Source organism: Pseudomonas sp. XK-1, from assembly GCF_038069885.1.
GTDB lineage: Bacteria > Pseudomonadota > Gammaproteobacteria > Pseudomonadales > Pseudomonadaceae > Aquipseudomonas.
Window position 1 is genome coordinate 507,408 of sequence record NZ_JBBPES010000002.1, and the last position, 24,542, is coordinate 531,949.

30 protein-coding genes, 1 tRNA gene and 2 pseudogenes are annotated in these 24,542 nt (G+C 62.3%); 19 read left to right on the forward strand and 14 right to left on the reverse strand.

The window, feature by feature from the left end; translation table 11 throughout:
• The first annotated feature begins 35 nt into the window (after positions 1-35).
• Positions 36-1,343 carry a short-chain fatty acid transporter gene (locus WMW70_RS07945; protein ID WP_341436964.1) on the forward strand — a complete coding sequence of 436 codons (1,308 nt, stop codon included), beginning with the start codon at positions 36-38 and terminating at the stop codon, positions 1,341-1,343.
• Between the two features lie 110 nt (positions 1,344-1,453).
• The gene (locus tag WMW70_RS07950; RefSeq protein ID WP_341436965.1) at positions 1,454-2,821 is read left to right on the forward strand and encodes a sensor domain-containing protein; all 1,368 of its coding nucleotides are present in this window, start codon (positions 1,454-1,456) and stop codon (positions 2,819-2,821) included.
• Positions 2,822-2,897: 76 nt separating this feature from the next.
• On the opposite strand, the pseudogene WMW70_RS07955 reads toward WMW70_RS07950, so the two are convergent.
• Both WMW70_RS07955 and WMW70_RS07960 read right to left on the reverse strand, forming a co-directional pair.
• Positions 2,898-2,978, reverse strand: a pseudogene (locus WMW70_RS07955) (AraC family transcriptional regulator); the annotation flags it as partial.
• A 98-nt stretch (positions 2,979-3,076) separates the two neighbouring features.
• Positions 3,077-3,382 carry a putative quinol monooxygenase gene (locus tag WMW70_RS07960; protein WP_341436966.1) on the reverse strand — a complete coding sequence of 102 codons (306 nt, stop codon included), beginning with the start codon at positions 3,380-3,382 and terminating at the stop codon, positions 3,077-3,079.
• 153 nt (positions 3,383-3,535) lie between these two features.
• Here WMW70_RS07960 and WMW70_RS07965 point away from each other — a divergent pair, with 153 nt between their 5' ends.
• On the forward strand, positions 3,536-4,117 hold the full coding sequence (locus WMW70_RS07965) for an NAD(P)H-dependent oxidoreductase (RefSeq protein ID WP_341436967.1): 582 nt from the start codon (positions 3,536-3,538) through the stop codon (positions 4,115-4,117).
• A 143-nt stretch (positions 4,118-4,260) separates the two neighbouring features.
• Here the strand turns inward: WMW70_RS07965 and WMW70_RS07970 are convergent, their stop codons facing one another.
• Positions 4,261-5,100: a CAP domain-containing protein gene (locus WMW70_RS07970; RefSeq protein ID WP_341436968.1), complete on the reverse strand. Its 840-nt coding sequence runs from the start codon at positions 5,098-5,100 to the stop codon at positions 4,261-4,263.
• Positions 5,101-5,237: 137 nt separating this feature from the next.
• On the opposite strand from WMW70_RS07970, the gene WMW70_RS07975 reads away from it, so the two are divergent.
• Both WMW70_RS07975 and WMW70_RS07980 read left to right on the forward strand, forming a co-directional pair.
• Positions 5,238-5,603, forward strand: coding sequence for an STAS/SEC14 domain-containing protein (locus WMW70_RS07975; RefSeq protein ID WP_341436969.1), 366 nt, complete (start codon positions 5,238-5,240; stop codon positions 5,601-5,603).
• Between the two features lie 389 nt (positions 5,604-5,992).
• On the forward strand, positions 5,993-6,727 hold the full coding sequence (locus WMW70_RS07980) for a sulfite exporter TauE/SafE family protein (protein ID WP_341436970.1): 735 nt from the start codon (positions 5,993-5,995) through the stop codon (positions 6,725-6,727).
• Positions 6,728-6,824: 97 nt separating this feature from the next.
• Here WMW70_RS07980 and WMW70_RS07985 read toward each other — a convergent pair whose 3' ends face one another.
• Positions 6,825-7,238, reverse strand: coding sequence for an HPF/RaiA family ribosome-associated protein (locus WMW70_RS07985; RefSeq protein ID WP_341436971.1), 414 nt, complete (start codon positions 7,236-7,238; stop codon positions 6,825-6,827).
• A gap of 227 nt (positions 7,239-7,465) precedes the next feature.
• Here WMW70_RS07985 and WMW70_RS07990 point away from each other — a divergent pair, with 227 nt between their 5' ends.
• Positions 7,466-7,747: a peptidylprolyl isomerase gene (locus WMW70_RS07990; RefSeq protein WP_339462254.1), complete on the forward strand. Its 282-nt coding sequence runs from the start codon at positions 7,466-7,468 to the stop codon at positions 7,745-7,747.
• Between the two features lie 210 nt (positions 7,748-7,957).
• Positions 7,958-8,185, forward strand: coding sequence for a hypothetical protein (locus tag WMW70_RS07995; protein ID WP_341436972.1), 228 nt, complete (start codon positions 7,958-7,960; stop codon positions 8,183-8,185).
• Between the two features lie 153 nt (positions 8,186-8,338).
• On the opposite strand, the gene WMW70_RS08000 is transcribed toward WMW70_RS07995, so the two are convergent.
• A complete protein-coding gene (locus WMW70_RS08000) occupies positions 8,339-9,229 on the reverse strand; it encodes an EamA family transporter (RefSeq protein ID WP_341436973.1) in 891 nt (296 codons plus the stop codon).
• A gap of 165 nt (positions 9,230-9,394) precedes the next feature.
• Complete coding sequence (locus tag WMW70_RS08005; RefSeq protein WP_341436974.1) at positions 9,395-9,826, reverse strand: universal stress protein; 432 nt, start codon at positions 9,824-9,826, stop codon at positions 9,395-9,397.
• Between the two features lie 252 nt (positions 9,827-10,078).
• On the opposite strand from WMW70_RS08005, the gene WMW70_RS08010 reads away from it, so the two are divergent.
• The 8 genes from WMW70_RS08010 to WMW70_RS08045 all read left to right on the forward strand — a co-directional run bounded on the left by WMW70_RS08010 (position 10,079) and on the right by WMW70_RS08045 (position 15,560).
• The gene (locus WMW70_RS08010; RefSeq protein ID WP_341436975.1) at positions 10,079-10,780 is read left to right on the forward strand and encodes a YebC/PmpR family DNA-binding transcriptional regulator; all 702 of its coding nucleotides are present in this window, start codon (positions 10,079-10,081) and stop codon (positions 10,778-10,780) included.
• 178 nt (positions 10,781-10,958) lie between these two features.
• Entirely contained in the window at positions 10,959-11,579 is a 621-nt protein-coding gene (locus tag WMW70_RS08015; RefSeq protein ID WP_341436976.1) for a hypothetical protein, read from the forward strand.
• Between the two features lie 160 nt (positions 11,580-11,739).
• On the forward strand, positions 11,740-12,066 hold the full coding sequence (locus WMW70_RS08020; protein ID WP_341436977.1) for a DUF2025 family protein: 327 nt from the start codon (positions 11,740-11,742) through the stop codon (positions 12,064-12,066).
• 57 nt (positions 12,067-12,123) lie between these two features.
• The gene (locus tag WMW70_RS08025; protein WP_341436979.1) at positions 12,124-12,579 is read left to right on the forward strand and encodes a GNAT family N-acetyltransferase; all 456 of its coding nucleotides are present in this window, start codon (positions 12,124-12,126) and stop codon (positions 12,577-12,579) included.
• Between the two features lie 98 nt (positions 12,580-12,677).
• Entirely contained in the window at positions 12,678-13,721 is a 1,044-nt protein-coding gene (locus WMW70_RS08030; RefSeq protein WP_341436980.1) for a GGDEF domain-containing protein, read from the forward strand.
• A 114-nt stretch (positions 13,722-13,835) separates the two neighbouring features.
• On the forward strand, positions 13,836-14,357 hold the full coding sequence (gene msrB, locus WMW70_RS08035; RefSeq protein WP_341436981.1) for a peptide-methionine (R)-S-oxide reductase MsrB: 522 nt from the start codon (positions 13,836-13,838) through the stop codon (positions 14,355-14,357).
• A gap of 2 nt (positions 14,358-14,359) precedes the next feature.
• Positions 14,360-15,028: a peptide-methionine (S)-S-oxide reductase MsrA gene (msrA, locus tag WMW70_RS08040; protein WP_341436982.1), complete on the forward strand. Its 669-nt coding sequence runs from the start codon at positions 14,360-14,362 to the stop codon at positions 15,026-15,028.
• Between the two features lie 94 nt (positions 15,029-15,122).
• Positions 15,123-15,560, forward strand: a complete 438-nt coding sequence (locus WMW70_RS08045) for an abscisic acid-deficient protein Aba4 family protein (protein WP_341436983.1) — start codon at positions 15,123-15,125, stop codon at positions 15,558-15,560.
• On the opposite strand, the gene WMW70_RS08050 is transcribed toward WMW70_RS08045, so the two are convergent.
• The 3 genes from WMW70_RS08050 to WMW70_RS08060 all read right to left on the reverse strand — a co-directional run bounded on the left by WMW70_RS08050 (position 15,557) and on the right by WMW70_RS08060 (position 16,946).
• Positions 15,557-15,895 carry a hypothetical protein gene (locus tag WMW70_RS08050; RefSeq protein WP_341436984.1) on the reverse strand — a complete coding sequence of 113 codons (339 nt, stop codon included), beginning with the start codon at positions 15,893-15,895 and terminating at the stop codon, positions 15,557-15,559. The two genes, WMW70_RS08045 and WMW70_RS08050, sit on opposite strands and share 4 nt — an antisense overlap.
• A gap of 24 nt (positions 15,896-15,919) precedes the next feature.
• Positions 15,920-15,995, reverse strand: a tRNA-Thr gene (locus WMW70_RS08055).
• Between the two features lie 108 nt (positions 15,996-16,103).
• Positions 16,104-16,946 (reverse strand): CvfB family protein, encoded by an 843-nt coding sequence (locus WMW70_RS08060; protein WP_341436985.1) that lies wholly within the window; start codon positions 16,944-16,946, stop codon positions 16,104-16,106.
• A gap of 313 nt (positions 16,947-17,259) precedes the next feature.
• Between WMW70_RS08060 and WMW70_RS08065 the strand changes: the two genes are divergently transcribed.
• Entirely contained in the window at positions 17,260-17,448 is a 189-nt protein-coding gene (locus WMW70_RS08065; protein ID WP_325508144.1) for a hypothetical protein, read from the forward strand.
• Positions 17,449-17,573: 125 nt separating this feature from the next.
• On the opposite strand, the gene WMW70_RS08070 is transcribed toward WMW70_RS08065, so the two are convergent.
• The 3 genes from WMW70_RS08070 to WMW70_RS08080 form a co-directional block, all read right to left on the reverse strand.
• On the reverse strand, positions 17,574-18,719 hold the full coding sequence (locus WMW70_RS08070; protein ID WP_341436986.1) for a PQQ-dependent sugar dehydrogenase: 1,146 nt from the start codon (positions 18,717-18,719) through the stop codon (positions 17,574-17,576).
• Positions 18,720-18,812: 93 nt separating this feature from the next.
• A complete protein-coding gene (locus WMW70_RS08075; RefSeq protein ID WP_341436987.1) occupies positions 18,813-19,490 on the reverse strand; it encodes a substrate-binding periplasmic protein in 678 nt (225 codons plus the stop codon).
• Positions 19,491-19,739: 249 nt separating this feature from the next.
• A complete protein-coding gene (locus tag WMW70_RS08080) occupies positions 19,740-20,132 on the reverse strand; it encodes a transcriptional regulator (RefSeq protein WP_341437051.1) in 393 nt (130 codons plus the stop codon).
• A gap of 347 nt (positions 20,133-20,479) precedes the next feature.
• On the opposite strand from WMW70_RS08080, the gene WMW70_RS08085 reads away from it, so the two are divergent.
• Positions 20,480-20,785 (forward strand): hypothetical protein, encoded by a 306-nt coding sequence (locus tag WMW70_RS08085; RefSeq protein ID WP_341436988.1) that lies wholly within the window; start codon positions 20,480-20,482, stop codon positions 20,783-20,785.
• A gap of 121 nt (positions 20,786-20,906) precedes the next feature.
• The gene (locus WMW70_RS08090) at positions 20,907-21,887 is read left to right on the forward strand and encodes a zinc-dependent alcohol dehydrogenase family protein (RefSeq protein ID WP_341436989.1); all 981 of its coding nucleotides are present in this window, start codon (positions 20,907-20,909) and stop codon (positions 21,885-21,887) included.
• A gap of 36 nt (positions 21,888-21,923) precedes the next feature.
• Here the strand turns inward: WMW70_RS08090 and WMW70_RS08095 are convergent.
• Positions 21,924-22,193 (reverse strand): annotated as a pseudogene (locus WMW70_RS08095) (DUF1294 domain-containing protein); the annotation flags it as partial.
• 277 nt (positions 22,194-22,470) lie between these two features.
• On the reverse strand, positions 22,471-23,820 hold the full coding sequence (locus tag WMW70_RS08100) for a DEAD/DEAH box helicase (protein WP_341436990.1): 1,350 nt from the start codon (positions 23,818-23,820) through the stop codon (positions 22,471-22,473).
• Between the two features lie 166 nt (positions 23,821-23,986).
• Between WMW70_RS08100 and WMW70_RS08105 the strand changes: the two genes are divergently transcribed.
• Positions 23,987-24,412: an anti-virulence regulator CigR family protein gene (locus WMW70_RS08105; RefSeq protein ID WP_341436991.1), complete on the forward strand. Its 426-nt coding sequence runs from the start codon at positions 23,987-23,989 to the stop codon at positions 24,410-24,412.
• Positions 24,413-24,542 lie beyond the last annotated feature (130 nt).

The window sequence follows — 24,542 nt, forward strand, 5'->3', positions numbered from 1 at the left end:
CCAATGACAATTTTAAAATAATGGAGGCATTCAACATGCTTGACCGTGCAGCCAAACCCCTAGTGAAGCTGGTAGAGCGATACCTGCCGGATCCTTTTATATTCGTGCTGATACTCACTCTGGTGGCCTTTGCTGCCGCGATTATTGTTGAAGGCCATGGCCCGATGGCGGTGATCAATATGTGGGGAGAGGGATTCTGGAACCTGTTGAGCTTCTCGATGCAGATGCTGCTCGTGCTGGTGACCGGTTTTATGCTGGCCAGCACCCCACTGGTTCGGGACATCCTCAACCGCCTCGCGTCCCTCGCGAAAACACCGGGGCAGGCGATTGTTCTGGTCACCTTTGTGGCGTTGATCGCCAGCTGGATTAACTGGGGCTTTGGCCTGGTGGTTGGGGCGTTGTTTGCCAAAGCCCTGGCGCGCCAGATCCGCGTGCACTATCCGCTGCTGATTGCCAGCGCATACTCGGGTTTTATCGTCTGGCACGGTGGCCTGGCCGGGTCAATTCCGCTCGTCATTGCCACCGAGGGGCATTTCAGCCAAAGCGTGATTGGGATCATTGGCACGGGCGAAACGATTTTCGCGTTCTTTAACCTGGCCATCGTACTCGCGCTGTTTATTGTGGTGCCGACAGTCAATCGCCTGATGCTGCCCAGCGCAGAGGACAGTGTCTATGTAGACCCGAAGGTACTGGATGATCTGCCCGACACCCAGATCACTATCACCCGCCCGGCGGAGCATCTGGAAAATAGCCGGATTCTGGCCTGGCTTGTGGGTGCCGGTGGCCTTGCCTTTATCTTTCAGTACTTTCTCAACGACGGCGGGCTGAACCTGAACATCGTGAACTTTATGTTCCTGTTTCTGGCGATCATTTTGCACCAGACCCCACGCCGATTATTGGACAGCCTGAACGAGGCAGTTAAAGGCAGCGCCGGCATCGTTATCCAGTTTCCGTTTTATGCCGGGATCATGGGTGTGATGACCGCTTCGGGGCTGGCCGCCAGTATTTCTGCTGGCTTTGTCTCCATTGCTACGGCCGAAAGCTTGCCGTTCTGGAGTTTTATCAGCGCCGGCCTGGTGAATATCTTCGTGCCCTCCGGCGGCGGGCAATGGGCTGTTCAGGCACCCGTCATGTTGCCCGCGGCTCAGGAACTGGGGGCAAGCATTCCCCGTGTGGCGATGGCCGTGGCCTGGGGTGATGCCTGGACCAACCTGCTGCAACCCTTCTGGGCGTTGCCCGTACTGGCGATTGCCGGGCTGAAGGCAAAAGACATCATGGGCTACTGCCTGATGCTGCTGGTAATTACCGGAGTCATCATCAGCATAGGTTTGACCTGGCTCTGACACCACGCGGCACTATCGCCTCAGGCTAAAGAAACATTGGGTTACAGGGCACTGCCAGGGAGAATCATCGTGCTAGCGAAGCCAGACGGCATAGCCGTATATTGGTTGCCATGACGTCAAAAACCCACCTACCTCACGACAAGCTCCTGGATCTGCTACTGGACGTTGTCTGCGTAGTGGATAAAGAGGGGCGCTTTCTATCGGTAAGCGCAGCCAGCGAGCGCGTCTTCGGTTATCGGCCCGAGGAAATGATTGGCCGCACCGCCTTTGAATTGATGCACGCCGACGACCGCGCCGCCAGCCGGGCAATCGTAGAGCGCATTAATCTGGGCCAACCCTCCCAGGATCATGAGAACCGTTACATTCATAAAAACGGTCATGTCATTCATATCATGTGGTCTGCCCAATGGCTGGAGGTCGAGCAGGTGCGGGTTGGCGTGGCGCGGGACATTACCGAGCGCAAGCGAGCCGAGGCGATGCAGGCAGCCCTGTATGCCATATCGGAAGTGGCCCACTCAGCCGAGGAGCTGCAGACGCTCTACAGGCGAGTGCACGAGGTGATCGGCCAGTTGCTGCCCGCCGAAGGTTTTTTTGTGGCGCTGTACGACGCCGCGAATGAGCAGCTCAGCTTTCCCTACTACCCCGATCAGTCTGCTGCGCCGCCCTCGCCCCAGCCGCTGAGTTCGGACGACTTCAGTGCCGCGATCATTCGCTCCGGTGAAACCCTGTTGCTGCCCCCCGAAACGGCCGAACAACTGATGGCAAAGAGCGACACGCTGGCCGGCCAGCCGGCCCTGGGCTGGCTGGGTGTGCCGCTGATATCGGGCACCGAGACCATCGGCGCGCTGGTGCTGCGCAGCTCTTGCGGGGCCGCGCGTTACACCGAACAGGACAAGGAGCTGCTGCAATTTGTGGCGAACCAGGTGGCCGCTGCAATAGCACGCAAACACACGCAGTCGCGCCTGGAATTTCTTGCACAGTACGACCAGCTGACCGAACTGCCCAACCGTGCGCTGTTTCTGGATCGCTTGCGCGGTTCGCTGCAACGGGCGCAGCGCGATTCATTGCGGCTGGCGGTGCTGTATCTCGACATGGATAACTTCAAGCACATCAACGACACCTTCGGCCACACCACGGGCGATCACCTGCTGCAGGAAGTCGCTCACCGCCTCAGGCAGTGCGTACGCGATTCCGATACGGTCAGCCGCCTGGGTGGTGACGAATTCGCCGTGCTGCTGGACAACATCAGCAGGCAGGAAGACGCCATCCTGGTGGCCGAGAAAATCCTCATCGCCCTGAGCGCTCCCTACCTTCTGGAAGGCAACGCCCTGATGAGCGCACCCAGCCTGGGTATCGCGGTCTACCCTGAGCACGGCCAGAGCGACCTGCATCTGGTTCGCCACGCGGATGAAGCCATGTACGTGGCCAAACGCAGTGGCGGCAAGCGCTATATCGTTGTCGAGAAGCCGGGGAAGTAGGAGATGCCCCGTCATCCAGACGTCGCGCTGTCGCGTAGCAAACTGGAGGCAATTGCGTCTTTCGGCTTGTACGTACCTGTAGGCGCGGGGGGGCGCCCAGGGCAATCAGCGAATCGAGCTCGTTGAAGCCGTCGAAGGTAAGTATGGCGATATGCATGGCGGACCCTGCGCGATAGCGTCCGGCCATTCTGGTCCCGACAACCGCGGTGACATAGACACAGTCACATGCGGCAATAACCATACATACGCGAGGCGTCAGCTCGCCGGGCTAAGCATCTCGATCTCGCGGATCTCGAAATCACGGCGCAGGTAGTCCATGCGCTGCTTATGAAACTGGCGCATATGCGGCAAGGCGCTGTGAGTCGCCAAATGCTCTTTCGTCTGCCAGACCTCATAGAAGATAAACAGCGTCGGGTCGTGTCTATCGCGCAGCATGTGGTAGGTGATGCAGCCCGCCTCGGCGCGGCTGGGCTCGACATAGGCGCGGAACAACGCCTCGAACTCGGCGGCCTTTTCCGGACGAGTGTGGGCATGCAGGATAAATCCGTATTGATCGGCCATTCTGGGCTCCTGGCAGTGTGGGTTTATTTACCCTACAACAGCCAAAGCCAGCCCATTCATGCCTTTTAGTCACATATGATTTGCCCGTAAGCGGCTGTTTCCCGCCGCTCACGCGCCCTAGCATGCCGCCATCAATTTACCGAGGCACATGCCATGAAGAAGATCCTGCTGCTCAACGGCGGTAAACAGTTCGCCCACTCCGACGGCCGTTACAACACCACCCTGCACGACACCGCACTGGCCTTCCTCGACCGCGCCGGCTTCGACCTCAAGCACACTCATATCGACAGCGGCTACGACGTCGCCGAAGAGGTGGCAAAATTCCTCTGGGCCGATGTGATCATCTATCAGATGCCCGGCTGGTGGATGGGCGCGCCCTGGACGGTGAAGAAGTACATCGACGAGGTATTTACCGAAGGCCACGGCAGCCTCTACGCCAGCGACGGCCGCACCCGCTCGGACGCCTCGCAGAAGTACGGCAGCGGCGGCCTAATCCAGGGCAAGCAGTACATGCTGTCACTGACCTGGAACGCGCCGCAGCAAGCCTTCGACGACCCGACTGACTTCTTCGAAGGCCAGGGTGTGGACGCCGTCTACCTGCCCTTCCACAAGGCCAACCAGTTCCTCGGCATGAGCGCCCTGCCGACCTTCCTCTGCGTCGACGTGATGAAACGCCCCGCCATCGAGGCCGATATCGCGCGCTATGAGCGGCATCTGGCGCTGGTGCTGGGTTAAGCACACTTTAGTTGTGGCGGTGAGCAGCGCAGAGCGGGAGCATCAACCGCACGGAGCTCCCCACCCAAACGGTAATCGGACTGTCTCGCCTAATGGGTCACACAAAGACCGCTCCTACAAGACAGGCCTAGGCGGCAGCCTGCTTACGGCGCACCAAACAACGCCGTCCAGTAGATCCCCGCATCGCTCTTGGGGTCGGTCGCGTAGGCCGCGCCCAGTTCGCTGAATTGCGGGTTCATCAGGTTGGCGCAGTGGCCGGGGCTGGCCAGCCAGCCGTCGATCACCCTCGTTGCCGTATCAAGCCCGGCGGCGATGTTTTCGCCAACCCGTTGGCCGCTGTAGCCAGCCAGTTCCGCGCGGTCGCCGGGAGTACGGCCGTCAGGGTCCTGATGATCGAAGAAGTTGCCGTTGGCCATGGCCCGGCTGTGGGCCTCGGCTGTGCTGCCCAGCGTGGCATTCCACAGCAGCGGTGCGGCGGCGGCAAATGACTGGTTACCGCATTGACGCGGCGTGCCACGCGCGGCGTTGAGTTGTGCGAGCAGCTTCTGCCCTTCCACCTGCCAGTCGCCCAGGCGCGCCGTCAGCAGCGGCCTGGCCAGCAGGATGCGCCACTCGCGGTCCTGCTGATTGACCCCGATATCGACAAACTGCGGGTCCAGCAGCACCTGGCAGAAGCTCTCGCGCAGCACCTTCATCGCCGCCGCGGCATCGCGCGGGCCGGACAGGCTGATGGCCTGCACATTGACCATCGGATAGCCCGCCGCGCTCATCGCCTGCTGCAAATCCCCCGAACGACCGACCGGCTGCACCAGACGCGGATCGGCCGTCAGCGGCGGCAACTCGGCGGAGGCCTGCTCGCCACAGCGCTGTACCTCGCTGCGGTACAGGTTGATCGACTCGACCAGCTGTGCCTGCTCGGCAGCAACGGCCCCCAGGCTGAACAGCAACGGTGCAAGACCTGCAAGGCACGATCTGATGCCCATAACCACCTCCGTCAAACTGAATTGCCGCCATGATGCGGACTCGCCGCCGTCGCAGGCAAGGCCGCCGCGGCCACCTTGCGTTAACAGCAACGGCCAGGCGGCGTATGGTGGACAGACAGCCCCATGGAGGAAGCGCTATGTTTCAGGTAACCCGCAACGGCAAAAACCGCATTGACGTGGACTTTACCGGCAAACTCGACAGCATCGACATGCGTATCGCGCTCAATCAGTTGACCCAGCACGCCGAAGGCATCGAACAGGGCCGCATGATGTACCGCATCGGCACCTTCGAATTGCCCACCCTGGGGGCCATAGGCGTCGAGCTGTCGCGTATCCCGCAACTATTGCGCTTTATCCGCCGCTTCGAGCGTGTGGCGGTGGTGGCCGATCAGGAATGGGTAAGGCGCATCAGCACAATCGAGGGCTCGCTGATTCCAGGCCTGACGCTCAAGGCTTTCGACTCGATGGAGGAAGCGCAAGCAGAAGCCTGGCTGCAGGAGTAGCGCCACAATCCACCCCAGGCCCGGGCCGTGGGTGGTCACGACCATCACTGCATTGGTGTCGATCAGGCTGCCATCGCTGGCCCAATGGCTGACCAGGTGGAACTGGCCGCACTGATAGTCTTCGCTCAGGTAGCCGCGCAACCGGCAGTCGGACAGCGGCCCGCACTCGGGCGGCGTGTTCAACTCCAGGGAGTTAATGGCGAAGCCTCCTAGAACGCGGCCCCTCGGGCGCTTTACGCCCGACAGTCTGATTTTAGGCAACAAGCCACGCGTCGATCTCCATTGCCCGCTGCAAGCGGTTCCGCGGCGCGGCACCACGCCGGCGAAAATCTGCGGGACGAGCGTCCACGGCGCTTGCTACCCTGCGCGCTTTGCCGGTGGCGCTGGCCATGACTCTGCCCGATTTTCTGCTGTTCGCCCTGCCCGCGGTGTTTCTCACCGGACTGTCCAAAGGTGGCTTTGGCGGTGCCCTGGGCGGCATCGCCGTGCCCTTGCTGGCGCTGAGTCTGTCGCCAAAACAGGCGGCGGCGGTGATGCTGCCGATTCTCTGCCTGGCCGATTTGGTGGGGCTCAAGGCCTACTTCGGCAAATGGGACACGGCCAACCTCAAGGTCATGCTGCCCGGTGCACTGATCGGCATCATCATCGGCTCGCTGACCTTCGAGCTGCTGGACGACAACCTGGTGGGCCTGCTGATCGGGTTGATCGCCGTGTCCTTCGTGCTGCTCGGCCTGATACACGGCAACCAGGCCCCGCGCCCACTGCACAAAGGCCGCGGCACCCTGCTCTCGAGCCTGGCCGGCTTCACCAGTTTCGTCGCCCACGCCGGCGGCCCGCCGGTGATGATGCACCTGTTGCCGCAGCAACTGGACAAGGTGCGTTATGTGGCCACCATCAATGTGTTCTTTCTGCTGACCAATGCCCTGAAGCTGATCCCCTACACCGCCCTTGGCCAGTTCAGCCAGGACAACCTGCTGCTCAGCCTGGCCCTGGCCCCCATAGTGCCGCTAGGGGTCTGGAGCGGCTTGTGGCTGCAGTCGCGGGTCAACCACCTGTGGTTCTATCGGATTGCCCGGCTCGGCATGCTGCTGGCGGGTGGGCAGCTGATCTACAGCAACCTGTAAGCGCCGCGCATACGCAAGCGCCCCGCAGGCAGGCCTGCGGGGCGCACAGAATGGAGGGGTTGGCAGCGGGCCATGGCCTGCTGCCCTGGGCGTGGACTTACAACGCGCGCAGCTGTTGCTCGGCGAGGAAGTCTTCATGCAGAAGCGCGTCCTGACCGGGGATATCCACGGCCTCGTCGTTCTGCAGTGGGGTGGCGCGCTTGCTGCGCAGTTTGCCGAACTGGTGGTCGAGGGCGTGATGCAGTTTTTCCACGGCCCCCTCTATGGCCTGCTCAAGGGATTCGGCCTTGTGGGTAACGGATAGCGGCTGCAGCCCTTTGGGCCGGGCCTCGATCTGACAGCGCTTGTCATGTGCGCCGGCCTTCTGGCCATTGTCGTCGTGCAGGTGAACGACGACGCGGGTCAACTCATCGTCGAAGCGTTCCAGCTTGCTGGCAACACTGGCACTCACCCATTCAACCAGGCGGGCACTACCTTCAATGTGGTTATCGCTGTGAACTTGGATTTGCATAAAGCTTTCCTTCTTCAACCGTTCGCGAATAGCGTCGCCTCCCGAGGCGACAGCACCAGCCTACGCCATTTCCCCCTGGTTTAGGCAAGCCCTAAGACATTTGTCGCAGACTGAAACAATCGAGCACCTGCTGCGAGGCTATTCAAGCGTCGCAGGTGCATCGCCGACGCTTGAATAGCCGGCCGATTCCGGTAGGCTTTAGCGCTTATTTCAAAGGAGTATCTCCCATGGCCCGCGCCACTGCCCGTCACATCCTGGTTGCCACCGAAGACAAGTGCAACGAACTGAAAGCCGCTATCGAAGGCGGTGCCGACTTTGCCCAGGTGGCCAAAGACAACTCCACCTGCCCTTCCAGCCGCAGCGGTGGCGACCTCGGTTCCTTTGGCCCTGGCCAGATGGTCAAGGAGTTCGACACCGTGGTATTCAGCGCGCCGATCAATGTGGTGCAGGGCCCGGTCAAGACCCAGTTCGGCTACCACCTGCTGGAAGTCACCAGCCGCCAGGACTGATTTACGCCCCACGGTTGGTGCCCAAGGGGTACTGCCAGAAAAAGGCGCAGTGGCTCCCACCACTGCGCCTTTTTTGTGTCCGTCAGCCGGAGCGCCGGGCCGCCGGACCGCCGGACCGTGCAAACCACACGGCGGTTGAGCAGGTGCCCCGCGCCAATAGAGGGGTATACTCGCGCCCCACTTTATGACCTCGGCAGCCGCGGACCTTCCATGACCAGCACTCAATTGCCTGACCCACAGCCCAGCAACACCCCACCAACCGGCAGCGAGCCGGTGGTTGCGAAAAAGGCCGGGTTTGCCTCGCTGTTCGGCGCAGCCAAGGCCGCCTCCGCCAAACAGGACGACCAGCCCTGGCACCAGAAGGGCAACAAGTCCGCCCATGAGAAGAAGATCGGCCCAGCCCCCAGCGGTACCCGCCGCTCCATGGGCAAACGCTAAGCCAACCACCTGCTGACCGAGGCAGGCGCTTCTGTAGGAACGGCGGGGGTGCCTAGTCCTTGCCCGCGAGCTCTATCCCGCGTAGCCAGGCAAGGCCAAGGCTCCTGCTAGCGGGGTGATTGGCTCGCGCCGCCCCCGGCCTGAGCGACTGAATCAGCCTGGCACCCGAGCCAGGCGCAGGCGGTCGTATAACCAGCCGCCGCAGACGTTCAGCAACAGCCCGCACATCACCAGCAACGCCCCCAGCAGTTGCAGGCCGCTCAGGTGCTCATCGAGCAGCAGCGCCGCCGAGCTCAGCCCGACCACCGGCACCAGCAGCGAAAAGGGGGCCACCTGGCTGGCCGGATAACGCGACAGCAGCCGACTCCACAGGCCATAGCCCAGGATGGTCGCACCGAAAGCCAGGTAGATCAGCACCAGGATCGAGCTCAGGCCGAGCCCGCGCAGCGCACTTTCCATCGCCTGCGGCCCTTCCAGCAGCCAGGACAGCGCCAGAAACGGCAAGGGTGGAATCAGGCTGCCCCAGACCACCAGGCCAACCAGATTCACCTTGCCGAGTTTGCGCGTGATGATATTGCCCAGCGCCCACATGGCCGCCGCGCCGATGGTCAGCGCGAAACCGGCCAGGGTCATGATGCGGTCGCCCTGCAGGCCGATCAGCAGCAAACCCGCCGCGGCCACCAGCAAACCGAACAGGTTGGTCCGGCGCAGGCGCTCGCCGAGCAGCAAGACGGCGAACAGCAGGGTGAAGAACGCCTGCGACTGCAGCACCAGCGAAGCCAGGCCAGCCGGCATGCCCAGCGACATGGCGGAAAACAGAAAGGCGAACTGGCCGAACGAGATCGTCAGCCCGTAGGCCAGCAACCAGCGCAGCGGGATCTGCGGCCGCTTGATAAAAAGGATCGCCGGAAAGGCCGCCAACAGAAAACGCAGCGCTCCCAGCAGCATCGGCGGCATATCGTCCAGACCGACCTTGATCACCACGAAATTCATGCCCCAGACGACTATCACCACCAGGGCCAGCAATAAATCCTTGGGCGACATAGCGGCCCCCTCAGCATAGGCAAGCCGCCATTAGAGCAGGCGCTGCCGGGCACGGGCCTATACAGTCGGGGAACAAACCGGCCGCACAGTGCCGGCACTGGACCTGCTGCTGCCCAGCGGGCAGGCGCGGTAACGTCTGTCCGTTAATCCTCGCCTGCCGCCGGACTATTTCACCAGCAGCACCGGCACCGAGACCTCATGGATCACCCGCGTGGCCACCGAGCCCAGCAACATCCCGGTAAAGCTGCCCAGGCCACGGGTGCCCATCACCACCGTGTCGCAACCCTGCTGCTGAACCAGCGCAGCGACCTGCTCGGCGACATTGCCCAGCGCGGTGTAGGTGGTATAGGCCAGGCCTGCGGCCTTCAACTGGTCCGCCGGCCATTCCAGCTCCTGAACCGCCGCGGCGGTCATCGACTGCTGCAACTGGCTGATGATCTCGCCGGTCACGTACTCGCCATAGAGCATGGGCTCCTGCTGCACATTGAGCAGGCACACATGCAGCGTCGCGGCATGATCGCGGGCGAAATTGATCACGTATTCCAGGGCGCGTTTGGCCGGAGCCGAACCGTCATATGCAATCAATACCTTGCGCATTGTCAGTCTCCTTTTCCAAGTCTGGTCTAAGCATAGACCAGCGCTCCAAGCGCCTGGTTGCAAGCAGTCGCCGGCACGAAGTCGCCCCGGCCGACCCGCCAGGCAAAATTGCAGGGTGCCAGCGGCCGCTGGAGGGACTAAAATCGCTCCCTGCATGCGTCGCCGGCCACTGTGCCGCCGCTCAGCCAGAGGGCTGGCGCTCGCCCGGCCAGGCAGACGACCTCCTCCATCCGCACAGACCAAGAGAACAGCATGGGCGCCCAGTGGAAAGCCAAACCTAAAGAAGCCGCCGCCAACGCCAGAGGCAAGATCTTCGGCCGCCTGGTCAAGGAAATCATGATCGCCGCACGCAACGGTGCCGATCCGGACATGAACCCCAAGCTGCGCCTGGCCGTGCATCAGGCGAAAAAAGCCTCGATGCCCAAGGACACCCTGGAGCGGGCGATCAAGAAAGGGGCCGGTCTGAGCGGCGAAACCGTCAACTTCGAACGCACCACCTATGAGGGCTTTGCGCCGCATCAGGTGCCGCTGATCGTCGAGTGCCTGACCGACAACGTCAACCGCACCGTGGCCGAGATCCGCGTACTGTTCCGCAAGGGTCAGATGGGCGCATCCGGCTCGGTGACCTGGGACTTCGACCATGTCGGCCTGATCGAGGCGTCCTCGGATGAAGGCGCAGACCCTGAGCTGGCGGCGATTGAAGCCGGGGCCCAGGACTTCGAGCCCGCCGACGAAGGCAATACCCTGTTTATCACCGAACTCACCGACCTGGACGCCGTGTGCCGCTCCCTGCCCGAGCAGGGTTTCACCGTGCATTCGGCGCAACTGGGCTATCGCCCGAAGAATCCGGTGACCGGCCTGAGCGCCGAGCAGCTCGAAGAAGTCGAAGCCTTCCTCGAAGCGATCGACGCCCACGATGACGTGCAGAATGTCTACGTCGGGCTTTCCGGCTAAGCGCCAGACACCGGCAAGCGTGCAGTCACTGCCTCCAGGGCGGTGCCGCGCTTGCCGGGGGCTGTGAGCCAGGGACATCAATCACAGTCAGCAACAGCCAAAGCGAGTAGAATCGCCGGCCGCCGCGCCTAGAGTGCCCGGCGTGTACACAAGGACGTTGTCACACAGGAGTTTTACCGTGCACAAGTTTCTCACCCTGGCTGCCTGCGTACTGCTGACAGCCTGCGCCAGCAATCAGCAGGCGGTATACCAGGACGCGGTCCAGAGCGGCAGCGGCCCGGTGGCCAAGACCACCCTGGAAGCCATCCACAACACCCAGGCCATTCCCCTGCCGTTCGACACCGGCCTGCTGGCCCGGCAATGGCCGATCAGCGCCAACGAGCCGCGCCTGGACTTCGGCAGTTCGATTTCCAACTACCGGGTATTTTCCCTGGAGCTGAAAAAGGGCGAGCCCTACAGCCTCAATGTCAATTCGCTGTGCCAGAAGCCCTGCATCAGCTTCAACAAGCTGGCTCTCAAGCCGCGCGCCCTGCTGCTGGATGCCTATGGCACGGTGATCGCCGCCAACCCTTCACGGGCCTCGGCCGTGGTCGGCCAGATCAGCCTGAGCTGGGAGGGCGAAGCCCCGGAAGACGGCACCTACTACCTGTTGGTGGCCGCGGACAACGACGACCTGGGCGAAACCATCGTGATCGACGATATCTGGGTCAACAACTCGCCGCTGATGGCGGTCAAGGTCGACATGCACAGCGCGCCCTTCGGCAAAATCAGCGCCTTCTCCTCGCCACGGCAGAACTGAGCCCACGCGCCCTTGGCGGTGGCCGCACTCTGCCGCGGTACCGCCGCGCGAATGTCTGCCCGCTTATTGATCCTGAGCAAGGTGCGTTGCCGGCTACGCCTTAGCCTATGACGGTTGTTTCCCGGGGTACGCCCCATCAACCGTTATCGACGAGGTTTCCATGAGCATCACCTCCGCCAGCATCTGCGCCGCCGCCGACCAGTTGCAGGGTTTTGTCGGCTTTAACGGCAAGACCGGCCGGCATATCGTGCGTTTTTCCGAAGACTCCTTCGGCCTCGATGTGCAGGAACAGAGCATCACCCCCGCCTGCGAATTTGTCTGGCGGGCCTATGAAGGCAATCTGATGCACCTCGACCGGAGCCGCCTGCAGCTGCTGTTCGAGCAGAATATTGACGACCGCCTGAATATCGGCGAACCCTTGCGGGTGTACATGCGCCGCCAGGATCTACCGGAAATCAGCGCCGAGCGGCGGCGTCTGCCGGCCTGACCGGCCGTGGGCGCTAAACTGCAAACCCGCCAGCCACCCATGCGGCCATCAACAGCCATGACTGACCTGCATTTTCGCGCCCTGCCCCCTCCGCTCAAGCCCCTCGCGGACAAGTTCTACCGCGCCCATCGCAGCCCCATGCGGGCCAGCCAGGCCGATCAGTTGTGGGTAGCCCAGCAGGGCGAGGTCATCGCGGCGCTGTGCCTGCGTCCGGTGGCTTCTGGCCAATGGCTGACCAGCCTGCTGGTGGCTCCGACACGACGCCGCCAGGGCCTGGCGCGGCAACTGATCGCACAGGCGCTCGATGGCTGCGATGAGCCGGTCTGGCTGTTCTGTCAGCCACAGCTGCAGGGTTTCTACCAGCGCCTGGGTTTTGCCGAATGCACGCGCCTGCCTGCGCCGTTGGCCGAACGTCTGGCCCGCTATAGCCGCAGTAAAAGCCTGCTGGCGATGGTCCGTGATGGTGGTGCAAACCCGGAAAACCCGCCGATTAAAGACCCACGTGGCAGATAGCCGGCGAACCTGGCACATCCACGCTGTTTTTACAGTTGCCTTATTCGAGCTAAGCTCTGCATGCTTGGCCCATAAAAACGACAAGAATGGCTAAAAACATGCGTATACCGCGGTTGCTCAGGCGTCTGCGTAACGACTTCCAGCTGTCCATCATCACCTTGATGGGGCTGTTTGGCGTGATCGGTATTTCACCCTATGCCGTCTATCGCCTGGCCACAGGGAATTATCTGGTGGCCGCTGCCGACACCACCATCGTCCTCTCGACCGTACTGGCCGTGCTCTATGCCTGGCGAACAGGTGACACGGTCAAGCCGGGCATCTACCTGGCCGCCATCTTCTCGATCGGAGCCACCCTGATCGCCATCAATCTGGGGGTGAACGGGCTGTTCTGGATCTACCCGCTGATCCTCTTCAACTTCTTTATGGTGTCGCCGGGCAAGGCCCTGATCGCCACCACCCTGGTACTGGCGACCATGGTCGGTTACGGGCAACTGCATCTTGGGCGCGTCTTCGAGAGCAACTACCAGATGGTCTCTTTTCTGGTCACCAGCATGATGGCCAGCACCCTGACCTATATCTTCGCCTACCGCACCCGCAGCCAGCGCGACCAGCTGCAGCAACTGGCCATCCAGGACCCCCTGACCGGAGCGCGCAACCGCCGGGCGATGAACGAGGAGCTGCGCATCGCCGCCTCCATACGCCGGCGTCATGGCAACAGCTACGGCGTGCTGGTGATGGACCTGGACCACTTCAAGCGCATCAACGACAGCTTCGGCCATCAGGCCGGCGATCAGGTGCTGGTGGACTTTGTCGAACTGATCAAGCGCTCCTCGCGCGAAGAAGACCGGCTGTTCCGCTTCGGCGGCGAGGAGTTTCTCCTGCTTCTGCCCAATACCGAGAGGGCCGGGCTGCAGGCCGCCGCGCAGCACCTGCAGCAACAGCTGGCGGAACACCTCATGAGCCCGGGCGGTAAGGTGACCATGTCGGTCGGCGGAGCCACCCTGCGCAACGCCGAACACTGGGAAGGCATGCTCAAGCGCGCCGACCAGCGCCTCTATCGCGCCAAGAACGCCGGGCGCAACCGCGTTATCGTCGACGACGACGATGTGCCGCACAATCGGCAAGAGCTGCCGATCAGCTGAGCCACGCAGTCGCTAATACTTGCTTACAAGTAGCAGCGGACAAAATCCCTCTATGGCTGTAACAACGCCTAGGCTGCTCTGTCTATTGAGCCAGACATCACGCGAGACACAGCCATGAAAAGACGCGCCTTACTCAAGGGCCTGGCCCTGCTGCCCGCCCTGCCCCTACTCGGCCAGGCCCCACTCAGTCTGGCCGAGGCCATTACCGCGGCCGCCACCGTGCAGCCCCTGGACAAACCCCACAGCGCCTGGCGCGAACTGCTCTCGGAGCAAGCCTATGCGGTGCTGTTCGAGGAAGACACCGAACGCCCGGGCAGCAGCCCGCTGAATCAGGAGAAGCGCGAGGGCACCTATATCTGCGCGGCCTGCTACCTGCCGCTGTTCAACAGCCAGGACAAGTATGAGAGCGGCACCGGCTGGCCGAGCTTTACTCAGCCGATAGCCGGCCATGTTGGCCAGAAGCGCGACTTCAAGCTGATCTTTCCCCGCACCGAATACCACTGCGCGCGCTGCGGCGGGCATCAGGGCCATGTGTTCGACGACGGCCCCAAACCCCGTGGCGAACGCTGGTGCAACAACGGCGTGGCCCTGCGCTTTATTCCCCAAGGCGAAAGCCTGCCCGAACTGCGGAGCTGAACATGAGCAGCACATCCACCTGGCATCAACCCCTTCTGCGCAGCATCACCCTGCTCATGGCCGGCCTGCTGGCGGCCTGCGAACCCAGCGCGGCCCAGGCCCCGCAACCCGCCAAGCCCAGTGACAATGCCGGCACTGCGAGCGACAGCGGCGTGGCGATCTTTGCCGGCGGCTGCTTCTGGTGCACCGAGGCCGACTTCGACAAGCTGCCGGGGGTGCTCGAAACCACCTCCGGCTATATCGGCGGACATCTCGACAACCCCAGCTACGAGCAGGTCTCGGCGGGTACCAGCGGCCATATCGAGGCGGTGCAGGTGCGCTTCGACCCCAGCAAGACCAGCTATGCCAAACTGCTCGAAGCCTTCTGGCCCACCATCGACCCGATCACGCCCAACGCCCAGTTCTGCGACCGCGGCACGCAATACCGCAGCGCCATCTTCTATGCCAATGCAGAGGAAAAGGCTCAGGCCGAAGCCTCCAGGGACGCCCTGCAAGCCTCCGGCAAGCTGCCGGGCCCGGTGGTCACCGAAGTGCTGCCCGCCACCCGTTTCTACCCGGCCGAGGACTATCACCAGGATTACTACCAGCGTAATCCGCTGCGCTACGCCTACTACCGCAACGGCTGCGGCCGCGACAAACGCCTGGAACAGTTATGGGGCAAGCAGCAATGACGGCTAATGGCACCCTATTCAGCGACTGATTTGTTGTTTAAGCCCCGCCTGCGAGGACTACCCTGGGCTGCCCCTGTTATATCGAGAGCAGCCCATGGCCCCGCTGAAGCCCTTGTTCAAACTGACTACGCTGATCGCACTCGGCGCTTGGCTGATGCTGGTCTGCCTGCCGTTCTGGTCCTATACCGACGAACTGGTACTGGGCCTTGGCGTGACCCTGCTGGCCATAATCTATAGCTGGCTACTGTTTTCCGCCATGCGCCAGCGCCCTGAACCCGGCAGCGGCAGACCCGGTTTCTTCAGCCTCGCCGGAGTGCTCTCCCTGCTGCGCCAACCCACCGCCGCGCTAGCCGCCTGGGTGCATATCCTGGCGTTCGATCTGATGGTGGGCCTGTATATCCGCAGTGAAGGGGCCATCGCCGGCATCAGCCACTGGGCCTTGCTGCCCTGCTATGTGCTGACCCTGATGTTCGGCCCCCTGGGCCTGCTGGCATTTCTGGCACTGCGCTGGGGGTTCGCCGTGGCGGCCTAACGGCTGCGCTCGTAGGACTCAGTGCTCTGCCCCGGGAGTTGTTCAACCCTGAGGCCGCCCGGGTATTCAATGCTTTGCCGGATAACCCCGCGGCTCTCCACCGACTGGCTGCCCTGGTAGTTGTGCTGCTGCCGCAAACCAGCGCCCGGCAGGCGCTGCCCGCCATACAGGTCATAACGTTCAGACTGCTGGGAGGTGCCGATGCTGCCACTGGCACCGGGGCTTATATAGCTCTTGGGGATGACCCGGATACTCGGCGGGTTTTCGGGCTCGGCCTGAAGCGAAGTTGCCAGCAACAGCGTGCCCAGGCTTAGCGCAACTCTGCATCCAGACATGGCGGCCTCGACCGACGGGAAAGTTGGTGCCGTTGAGAGGAATCGAACCCCCGACCCCATCATTACGAATGACGTGCTCTACCGACTGAGCTACAACGGCGCGTGGCTTGAGCAGTATTCAATGGAGTCGGCGCACGTTCAAGCAGGTTTTGCTGGCGACGCCGGCCGCAGGCAGCCGTCGACCTGGGCAGGGTCGACGGCACTGGCGCTACTTGTCGACCAGCTCGATGCGGTCTTCGTGAATCAGGATGCGTCCCTGCTTGTACAGGCCGCCGATGGCCTTCTTGAAGTTGCCCTTGCTGGCGCGGAACAGCGCCGTAATGGCCTCGGGCGAGCTCTTGTCGTTGAGGTGGAGCACGCCACCCTCTTCGCGCAACTTGCTCAGGATCTGCTCGGCCAGGCTGCTGGCGGCTTCCTGGCCTACCGGTTGCAGGCTCAGGCTGATCTTGCCGTCGCTGCGCACTTCCTTGATAAAGCCCTTTTCCTGCATGCCGCCGCGGACGAACTTGAACAGTTCGTTCTTGTGGATCAGGCCCCAATGCTTGCCATTGATGATCGCCTTGAAGCCCATATCGGTGGCTTCGACCACCAGCAGATCGACTTCCTGGCCCACCTTGTAGTTGGCTGGCAGCACGTCCAGGTAGCGATCCAGCCGGGCCGTGGCGGTGATGCGCTTGCTGCGCTTGTCGAGGAAGACATGCACCACGCAGTAATCGCCCACCTGCAGCGGGCGCTTTTCTTCGGAATGGGGCAACAGCAGGTCTTTCGGCAAGCCCCAGTTGAGAAATAGACCGACCCGGTTGATATCCACCACTTTCAGGCTGGCGAATTCACCCACCTGCACTTTCGGTTTTTCCGTGGTGGCGATCAGTTTGTCGTCGCTGTCCAGATAAATAAAAACATTCAGCCAGTCTTCCACTTCGCTCGGCGTATCGCTCGGGATATAGCGTTTGGGCAGCAATATTTCGCCATCCGCGCCACCGTCCAGGTACAGGCCGAAGTCGGTGTGCTTCACGACCTGCAAACTATTCATTCGTCCAATTACAGCCATGATGCCCTACCCTCGATTTCAGCCGGGCATTCTACCCGAGTTGCGCGCCGGATTCTCAGCCCACGCGCAGTCCATCGGCAGCCGGCTGCCGGCACAAACGCGCGCCCTGAGCGACTCAGAACGAGCATCTAAACACCAGGTGCCGACACCTTTACTGCTAATAAAACAACGGCTTGGTTAATTATTCAGAGAATTATCCGAGGCTCGCGGATATATGCCCGAGTACGTTTATTGTCATTCGGCATTTATTTATCAAGCAATTGTCAAGTATCTCTGGTACAATGTGCGGCCAAATTAATTTTTAAATAGGTTAATGGCCGTCATGCGCGTAAAAGCATCCAACAGCAAACCCAAGGCGGCCCCGGCCGTTGAAACCAGCGCTTCGATCGACGCGCAAATCGCCGCCTTTATCAAAGCCGGTGGCGAAATTCAGCAAATCGCCAAGGGTGTCAGCGGCCAGGTTTACGGCACTACCAAGCAGATCACCATCGGCAAGAAATAGCTGCTGATAGCTGTAGCTGGCCAAGCAGCGCTTTGCTCAACTGCGACAAAGCGCTGGCTAGTTCCCCTCCCGCATCACCCCGCCTAGCATTCCCCCATCACTGATTCACGGCCCCGCGCCAGGTCTTACTGTGCCTGCAAACCCAGCCGCAGCAGCTGACCATTGGCCGCGTCCGTCAGCACGTAGAGATACCCGTCCGGGCCTTGGCGCACATCGCGGATCCGCGCGTTGCGCTCTTGCAGCAGGCGTTCCTCCTGCACCACCCGGTCGCCGTCGAGCTGCAGACGCAGCAAAGCCTGGCCGGCCAACGCGCCGATAAACAGACTGTTCTGCCACGGGGCAAAGCGTTCGGCGTCATAGAAGGCCATGCCGCTGATCGCCGGCGACTTGGCCCAGACATGATGGGGCGGCTCGGTGCCTTCGACCGTCTTGCCCTTGGCCTCGGGAATCGCCAGCAGGGAGTAGTTCACCCCATGGGTCGCCAGGGGCCAGCCATAGTTCTTGCCGGCCAGGGGGATATTGATCTCATCGCCGCCGCGGGGGCCGTGTTCATGGGTCCACAGTTGCCCGGTTCTGGGGTTGAGCGCCGCGCCCTGGGGGTTGCGATGGCCGTAGGACCAGATTTCCTGGCGCGCGCCGGCCTGGCCGACAAAGGGGTTATCCGCCGGCACGCGACCATCGGCATGCAGACGCACCACCTTGCCCTGCAGCTTGTCGAGGTCCTGGGCGGTCGGGCGCTGGTTGTTATCCCCCAGGGTGATAAACAGGTAGCCATCGCCATCGAATACCAGCCGCCCACCGAAATGCGCGCCACTGGAGAGCTTGGGCTGCTGGCGAAAGATCACCGCGAAATCCTCCAGGCCGCTGTTATCCGCGGCCAGTCGACCACGCCCGACGGCCGTACCGGCCTGGCCATCTTCGCCGGCCTCGGCATAGGCCAGGTACACCCAGCGATCCTGGGCGAAATCAGGCGACAGCACCACGTCGAACAAACCGCCCTGGCCCTGACCATAAACCGACGGCACACCGCTCAGCGGCGCGGACAGCATGCCCTGGGCATCCAGCAGACGCAGCCGCCCGGGCCGTTCGGTAATCAGCAGGCCCTGCTGGGCGGGCAGAAAGGCCATGCTCCAGGGGTGCTGCAGACCCTTGAGCACTACCGTCACGCTGAGCACACCCTGCTCGCCCGGAGACTCCGCGGCCTGGGCGAGCAACGGCAATGGCCAGGCGATAAGCAGTGACAAACAGGCGAACAACGATAGGCGCGGCATGGCGATGTCCTCGTGCGATCCGGGTTCCAATCATGCATCGCCGCCGCCACGCCTGCAGCCTTGCGAACATTTCCTTAGATTACGGCCGGGCCGTCAGTGCATGGCGTAGCGGCGCTCGATGGCGCTGTACTCGCCATTTTCCCGAATCATCGCCAAACCCTGATTGAAGCGCTCGCAATGGGCCTGCTGACGACAACCCAGCTTGTAGTCGGTGGCCGCAAAAATCGGAAACAGGGCCAGCGGCTGAGACACATCAACCTGGGCGTACACCTCACGGTTGAAGTAGCGCAGGATCCGCATATCCGTTACTACCACCTCCACCCGACCGCTGTAGAGCATGCGATTGCGGGCAATCTGGAACGCCTCCTCACGGTAGCGCGGGTTGTTTTCAGCCATGGCCTGGTACTCACTGCCCAGCAGAAAGCGCGCGCGCTGAAAGGCATTCACCGAGTAGCCAACCAGATCACTGATGCGCTGGATATCCAGGTTGCGCGAGCGCAAGGCCACGGCAACATTCTGGTAGCGGATATAGGCATCCGAATAAAAAATAGGGCCGCCACTGCGCTCATTGGTGGTGGCAATAACGTCGATCTGGTCCTTGCTCAGCATCAGATTCAAACGTTCCATCGGCGCGTAGTACGCCACCGGCTCCAGCCCGCCGCGCCGCGCGGCGGTCATCACGATATCGTGCTCCAGGCCGCGGGCTTCATTCTCGAAGATATAGGGCGGTTTGTGCGTGCCAAAGCCTACGCGCAGGGCTTGCGCCGACACCGTCAGGCTGCATGAAAGCAAACAACAGACCCACAACCACTTCATAGGGACACCCGAGTTGAACCAGTACCCAGCATAGCCGGCTATGGCATGGCTCTGCATTGCCCTATTACTGAGAGCGCTTATTGCGAATAAGTGGTCCGGGCCACAACCAGACTCCCCCCAGTCAGTCGATGTCTATTGCTGAGCCCTCGGTACGCTGACAAACCGGCCACGACCGGGCCGGTGAGCAAGAGTTACCCTGGGGCGTTAAACCAGATTGGCTCGGGCCGCCGTCGCGTCAAACACCTCAGGTGCCAATGCCGCCGTGCCCTGCTCGTCAAGCAATTCACGGGAGTGCTCGCCCCCGGGAATGCTGCTATCGATCATGCTGAGCAGTTGCAGGCCGCGCGGGGTCAGTACAAAATTCTCGCCGTTACCGCCCTCGTCTTCCGGCCGCGGCTCGATAAAGCCCGCGCCGAGTAGCTGCGACTCGTAATCCGCCGCCTCTGCTTTCAGCGCATCCAGGTTGTTGGTGTGCTCACCTGCGCGTTCAAGCTCCTGCGCCAGCTCCGCGGCATATGCACGGGGCGCGAAATTTTTATCGGCGGAGTTTTGCACTTCATGCAGCAAGCGCTCGATCAGATCCCAGTTATAAGCCATCTCTTCCTCTCCCATCCGCGTTGCGCCCATCCCAGTGGCAAGCGCGAAGGCCTTAAGCTGTATACGGCCCTCTTAATGTCCGACCCGCCCATAGCCACTTAGGTTCGACCCGGCATAGAACCATGCACGGTGGTGCCGCTTTGCCTGGTGTTCGACGAGCGCCAGCAACTGTTCTGCCTCGGTAAGCCTTCACCCTGTTGGTCGGCTCCTCAACCTGGCGGTACAAGCCGCGACCGCGTGCGCTAGAGCCAACGGTCGCTTCAGCGCAGCGGGTAAACAGCCTGAACTTTCCCCGGCTAGAGGTACTCAACCAAGCACGTCAGCCTGTTCACCCCGAGGTCATTGCCATGAAAACCACTCTGCGCAGCAAAACCGCTCTGGGCCTTTGCGCCGCCTTCTCCCTATTTGCCCAGAGCACGGCCTATGCCTCCTGCAGCTCCGAGGAGGAGATCGCCAAGGCCGGGCAACTTGCGGCGAAAGTCGAAGAAATCACGCAGAAAGACCCAGCCCGTGCCGCCCAGCTGCGCGCAGAGCTCAAGGAAACCTCGCCGGAAACCTCCGCCGACAAGCTGGAAAACGCTTGCGAAGGCTACGACCAGCGCCTCAAGGAACTGGACGAAGCCGGCGATGAGATGGAAGACAGCCCAAGCTAACCGTCACTCGGTTTGCTTAACAGCTGCCGATCACCCGGATCGATGACGCAGGATTCGTCGCACCTTGGCCACTCCGGTCTAGACTTCTGCGACGTTGTTCAGCCTCAACCGGAGAATTGCCATGCTTAAAGCCGAGTATCAAACCCGCGGCCCCGTTCCCCAGGAAGCAATCGAGGCAGTTGCCCTGCAGCTACCGGAGCCTGCCGCCGGCCAGGCGCGGGTCAAGGTGCTGGCCGCGCCGATCAACCCCTCCGATGTACTCACCCTCACCGGCGAATACGGCATGTTGCCGCCGCTGCCAGCCATTGGCGGCAATGAGGGGGTCGGCCGAGTAGAGGCGCTGGGTGCCGAGGTCGGCAACCTGAAGGTCGGCCAGATGGTGCTGCTGCCGGTGGGTTGCGGCACCTGGGTCAGCCATTTGAATGCACCGGCCAACAAACTTATTCCCCTGCCGGAAGCCGACCCGCAGCAACTGGCAATGCTGACCGTAAATCCGCCGACCGCCTCCCTGATGCTCAGCCAGTTCGTCGACCTCCAGCCCGGCGACTGGGTGATCCAGAACGCCGCCAACTCGGGGGTCGGCAGCTACCTGATCCAGCTGGCCAAGCTGCGCGGCTTCAAGACCATCAACGTGGTGCGCCGTGAGTCGGCGGTGGCCGGGGTTGAAGCCGAGGGCGGCGATGTGGTGCTGGTCGATGGGCCCGACCTGGCCAAGCGCGTGCGCGCCGCTACAGGTGGTGCAGCCGTGCGCCTGGGCATCGATGCGGTGGGCGGCGAATCTACCGACCATCTGGCGGCGAGCCTCAGCGAAGGCGGTGTGCTGGTCAACTACGGCATGATGAGCCGTCAGCCGTGCCAGGTGTCCCCGTCCTCCTTCGTGTTCCGCGACGTCAGCCTGCGCGGTTTCTGGCTGGCCAAATGGTTCCAGACCGCCAGCCAGGCCGAGCAGATGAAGGTATTCGGCGAACTGGTACAACTGGTCGCCAGCGGCAAGCTGCACACCCGTGTGGCCGCCACCTATGACGTCAGCGAGATCAAGCAGGCCGTCGCCGCAGCCGCCAGCGGCGAACGCGATGGCAAGATCCTGATCGTACCGAAGTAAGCGTCAAGCGAACGACGGCGGATAACCTGCCGTCGTTCAGCCGCCTGCAGGCGTTTTCATCAGCCATAGCACCAACCCCGCCAGGGACAGGTGCAGCAGCACGATCAACCAGAACATCAGCTGATGACTCAGCTTGCGGTTCTTGTGACGGATCAGCCGCTGAGCCAGCAAACCGCCTGGCCAGCCGCCCAGCAATTCATACAGATGCAGGCGCGCCTCGGGGGTGCGCTGCAGGCCCTGAATGGCGAATTGTTTGTCGCGGTAATAGGCGATAAAGCAGATCAGGCTCATCAGTCCGTAGACCAGCGCCAGCAACACCAGGGGATCGAAATCGAGATCGAAGCCAACCAGCAGCGGCTGAACCCGTTCGTGCCAGAAGGCGGCGACGCCCTGCAGCATCGGCGGATAACTGGCGTATCCGCTGACACTCAAGGCCAGATTGCTGTGCGCCACGGCGCAGGGCTGATCGCTGTAAAGCATCACCCCGTCGGGCTGCAGGCATTTGTGAATAGCGCCCTGCGCCTGGGCCAGGCCGGCGCAGAACATCAGCGCCAGCCCGCAACCACGCCGCCCGACCATCGCCTTACTCGGCCGCGGGTGCGCGGCGCTTCAGCGGGGCCAGGCCGTCCTGGCTGACCAGCACCGGGGCATCGGGTTTCGGCCGGTTGATGGTGTTGCGCTTGCTCGGCTTGGCCACGGGCTTTTTGCTGGCGAGTTTCTTGCCGGTCTTGGGGTCGACCTTCTTCTTTTTCGGCCCCGCGGCCTTGCCCGAGGCCTTGAGGTTTTTCGGGCCCTGATAGATGCCCTTGAGATCCTTGATATTGCGCCGCTCGAAACGCTGCTTGAGGTAACGCTCGATGCTCGACATCAGCGCCCAGTCGTTGTGGCAGATCAGCGAGATGGCCAGGCCCTCGGCACCGGCGCGGCCGGTACGACCGATACGGTGTACGTACTCGTCGCCGGAGCGCGGCATATCGAAGTTGATCACCAGATCCAGGCCGTCGACATCCAGGCCGCGGGCGGCCACGTCGGTGGCCACCAGGATCTTCACCGCGCCCTGCTTGAGGCGGTCGATGGCCAGCTTGCGATCCTTCTGGTCCTTCTCGCCGTGCAACACAAAGGTCTTGAAGTCGTGGGCGACCAACTTGCCATACAGGCGGTCAGCCTGAACCCGGGTATTGGTGAAGATAATCGCCTTGTCGTAGGTCTCGTTCTTCAGCAGCCACTCGACCAGGCGCTCTTTATGGTGGTTGTGGTCGGCGGTGATGATCTGCTGGCGAGTGCCCTCGTTAAGCTGGCTAACCCGGTTGAGCTGCAGGTGTTCGGGGTCTTTCAGGACCTTGGCGACCACCTCGCGCAGGGCTGCGCCGCCACTGGTGGCGGAGAACAGCAGGGTCTGACGCTGGGCGTTGCACAGCTCGCCGAGGCGCTGCACGTCTTCGGCAAAGCCCATGTCGAGCATGCGGTCGGCTTCGTCGAGCACCAGCACTTCCACTTCATCGAGCAGCAGGTTGCCGGCGTTGGCGTGTTCGATCAGCCGCCCCGGGGTGCCGATCAGGATGTCGACGCGGCGCAGCATGGCGGCCTGCACCTTGAAGTCTTCGCCGCCGGTGATCAGGCCGGCCTTGAGGAAGGTGAACTGGGCGAACCGCTCGACTTCCTTGAGGGTCTGCTGGGCCAGCTCGCGGGTGGGCAGCATGATCATCGCGCGCACGCTCATGCGCGGCGAGGATGCACCATCGCCGAGCAGACGGTTAAGCATCGGCAGCACGAAGGCGGCAGTCTTGCCGCTGCCGGTTTGTGCGATTACCCGCAGGTCCTTGCCTTGCAGCGCCAGCGGAATAGCCGCCACCTGCACCGGGGTAGGCTCGACAAAGTTCAGCGCGGCCACGGCTTTAAGCAGGCGTTCATGCAGGGCGAATTGGGCAAACACGGGGCAACCTCGACGAAAAACAAAAAAATCAGCCGCATAGCCTAACGCTTTCCGGCCTTGCGGCCGAGTTTCTTTGCACTTGTTGGCAAACAAAGCGACGGCCGCCCTTGAACGAAGCCCTGCTCAAGGGTTCAAATCGCACAGAACAATCACCTTGGAGCACCCTATGCGCCGTCTTCCCAACGCCCTGCTGATCGCCTGCACGCTCACCGCCACACTGGCCACCCAGAGTGCCCTCGCCGCCCCCAAGGCCGATCATCCGGGCAAGTCGGGCGGCAGTCACGACCAACGAGGACAGGATGTCGGCGTCAGCATCCAGGGCCCGTCGATCGATATCGGCCAGGTGCGCATCGTCCTGGGCGAGAACCGCAGCCTGATTGGTCCGAGCAGCGCCTTGCCGCCAGGAGTTGCCAAGAACCTGGCCCGCGGCAAGCCGCTCCCGCCAGGTATCGCGAAGAACTTCGACAGCCGCGTGGCCAGCCAGCTGCCGCGCTACGAAGGTTACGAGTGGAAGCAGGTCGGCACCGACGTGGTGCTGGTGGCCATAGCCAGCGGAATCGTCTACGAAGTGCTGAGAAACATACTGGACTGAGAGGCCGCGCCATGAGGTGACGCAGTAGGGGTCACCTCATCATTTCGGACAATTCCTAGGCAGTGCTGGCGCGACACACAAATGCCGGGCGGTCGCTTCGCGCCGAGGCCGCTCTAGCGGTGCACGCAGC

What these genes read in the sequence shown, in the direction of transcription:
- WMW70_RS07945 (WP_341436964.1), top strand. Translation starts at nt 36, where the DNA reads ATGCTTGACCGTGCAGCCAAACCCCTAGTGAAGCTGGTAGAGCGATAC.
- WMW70_RS07950 (WP_341436965.1), top strand. Translation starts at nt 1,454, where the DNA reads ATGACGTCAAAAACCCACCTACCTCACGACAAGCTCCTGGATCTGCTA.
- WMW70_RS07960 (WP_341436966.1), bottom strand. Translation starts at nt 3,382, where the DNA reads ATGGCCGATCAATACGGATTTATCCTGCATGCCCACACTCGTCCGGAA.
- WMW70_RS07965 (WP_341436967.1), top strand. Translation starts at nt 3,536, where the DNA reads ATGAAGAAGATCCTGCTGCTCAACGGCGGTAAACAGTTCGCCCACTCC.
- WMW70_RS07970 (WP_341436968.1), bottom strand. Translation starts at nt 5,100, where the DNA reads ATGGGCATCAGATCGTGCCTTGCAGGTCTTGCACCGTTGCTGTTCAGC.
- WMW70_RS07975 (WP_341436969.1), top strand. Translation starts at nt 5,238, where the DNA reads ATGTTTCAGGTAACCCGCAACGGCAAAAACCGCATTGACGTGGACTTT.
- WMW70_RS07980 (WP_341436970.1), top strand. Translation starts at nt 5,993, where the DNA reads ATGACTCTGCCCGATTTTCTGCTGTTCGCCCTGCCCGCGGTGTTTCTC.
- WMW70_RS07985 (WP_341436971.1), bottom strand. Translation starts at nt 7,238, where the DNA reads ATGCAAATCCAAGTTCACAGCGATAACCACATTGAAGGTAGTGCCCGC.
- WMW70_RS07990 (WP_339462254.1), top strand. Translation starts at nt 7,466, where the DNA reads ATGGCCCGCGCCACTGCCCGTCACATCCTGGTTGCCACCGAAGACAAG.
- WMW70_RS07995 (WP_341436972.1), top strand. Translation starts at nt 7,958, where the DNA reads ATGACCAGCACTCAATTGCCTGACCCACAGCCCAGCAACACCCCACCA.
- WMW70_RS08000 (WP_341436973.1), bottom strand. Translation starts at nt 9,229, where the DNA reads ATGTCGCCCAAGGATTTATTGCTGGCCCTGGTGGTGATAGTCGTCTGG.
- WMW70_RS08005 (WP_341436974.1), bottom strand. Translation starts at nt 9,826, where the DNA reads ATGCGCAAGGTATTGATTGCATATGACGGTTCGGCTCCGGCCAAACGC.
- WMW70_RS08010 (WP_341436975.1), top strand. Translation starts at nt 10,079, where the DNA reads ATGGGCGCCCAGTGGAAAGCCAAACCTAAAGAAGCCGCCGCCAACGCC.
- WMW70_RS08020 (WP_341436977.1), top strand. Translation starts at nt 11,740, where the DNA reads ATGAGCATCACCTCCGCCAGCATCTGCGCCGCCGCCGACCAGTTGCAG.
- WMW70_RS08025 (WP_341436979.1), top strand. Translation starts at nt 12,124, where the DNA reads ATGACTGACCTGCATTTTCGCGCCCTGCCCCCTCCGCTCAAGCCCCTC.
- WMW70_RS08030 (WP_341436980.1), top strand. Translation starts at nt 12,678, where the DNA reads ATGCGTATACCGCGGTTGCTCAGGCGTCTGCGTAACGACTTCCAGCTG.
- msrB (WP_341436981.1), top strand. Translation starts at nt 13,836, where the DNA reads ATGAAAAGACGCGCCTTACTCAAGGGCCTGGCCCTGCTGCCCGCCCTG.
- msrA (WP_341436982.1), top strand. Translation starts at nt 14,360, where the DNA reads ATGAGCAGCACATCCACCTGGCATCAACCCCTTCTGCGCAGCATCACC.
- WMW70_RS08045 (WP_341436983.1), top strand. Translation starts at nt 15,123, where the DNA reads ATGGCCCCGCTGAAGCCCTTGTTCAAACTGACTACGCTGATCGCACTC.
- WMW70_RS08050 (WP_341436984.1), bottom strand. Translation starts at nt 15,895, where the DNA reads ATGTCTGGATGCAGAGTTGCGCTAAGCCTGGGCACGCTGTTGCTGGCA.
- WMW70_RS08060 (WP_341436985.1), bottom strand. Translation starts at nt 16,946, where the DNA reads ATGGCTGTAATTGGACGAATGAATAGTTTGCAGGTCGTGAAGCACACC.
- WMW70_RS08065 (WP_325508144.1), top strand. Translation starts at nt 17,260, where the DNA reads ATGGCCGTCATGCGCGTAAAAGCATCCAACAGCAAACCCAAGGCGGCC.
- WMW70_RS08070 (WP_341436986.1), bottom strand. Translation starts at nt 18,719, where the DNA reads ATGCCGCGCCTATCGTTGTTCGCCTGTTTGTCACTGCTTATCGCCTGG.
- WMW70_RS08080 (WP_341437051.1), bottom strand. Translation starts at nt 20,132, where the DNA reads ATGGCTTATAACTGGGATCTGATCGAGCGCTTGCTGCATGAAGTGCAA.
- WMW70_RS08085 (WP_341436988.1), top strand. Translation starts at nt 20,480, where the DNA reads ATGAAAACCACTCTGCGCAGCAAAACCGCTCTGGGCCTTTGCGCCGCC.
- WMW70_RS08090 (WP_341436989.1), top strand. Translation starts at nt 20,907, where the DNA reads ATGCTTAAAGCCGAGTATCAAACCCGCGGCCCCGTTCCCCAGGAAGCA.
- WMW70_RS08105 (WP_341436991.1), top strand. Translation starts at nt 23,987, where the DNA reads ATGCGCCGTCTTCCCAACGCCCTGCTGATCGCCTGCACGCTCACCGCC.